1 pseudogene is annotated in these 218 nt (G+C 67.0%); it reads right to left on the bottom strand.

Annotated elements, in window-relative coordinates:
* Positions 1–218, bottom strand: a pseudogene (locus AOQ53_RS36740) (trehalose synthase); the annotation flags it as partial.

Below are 218 nucleotides of genomic sequence, written 5' to 3'. Positions count from 1 at the left end.
GCCCACATGTAGTCGCGCTCTTCGTCGGTGACCATCTCGAGCGTGAGCTCGTCGTGGTTGCGCAGGAAGATGCCCCACTGGCAGCCCGAGGGGATGGCCGGGGTCTTGGCCAGGATCTCGGAGACCGGGTAGCGGGATTCCCGCCGGACGGCCATGAAGATGCGCGGCATGACCGGGAAGTGGAAGGCCATGTGGCACTCGTCGCCGCCGCTCGGGTA

This window comes from Streptomyces azureus (assembly GCF_001270025.1).
Classification (GTDB): Bacteria; Actinomycetota; Actinomycetes; order Streptomycetales; family Streptomycetaceae; genus Streptomyces; species Streptomyces azureus.
Note: the sequence above shows the minus strand (reverse complement) of the source record. Positions and strands in the feature narration are given on the sequence as shown.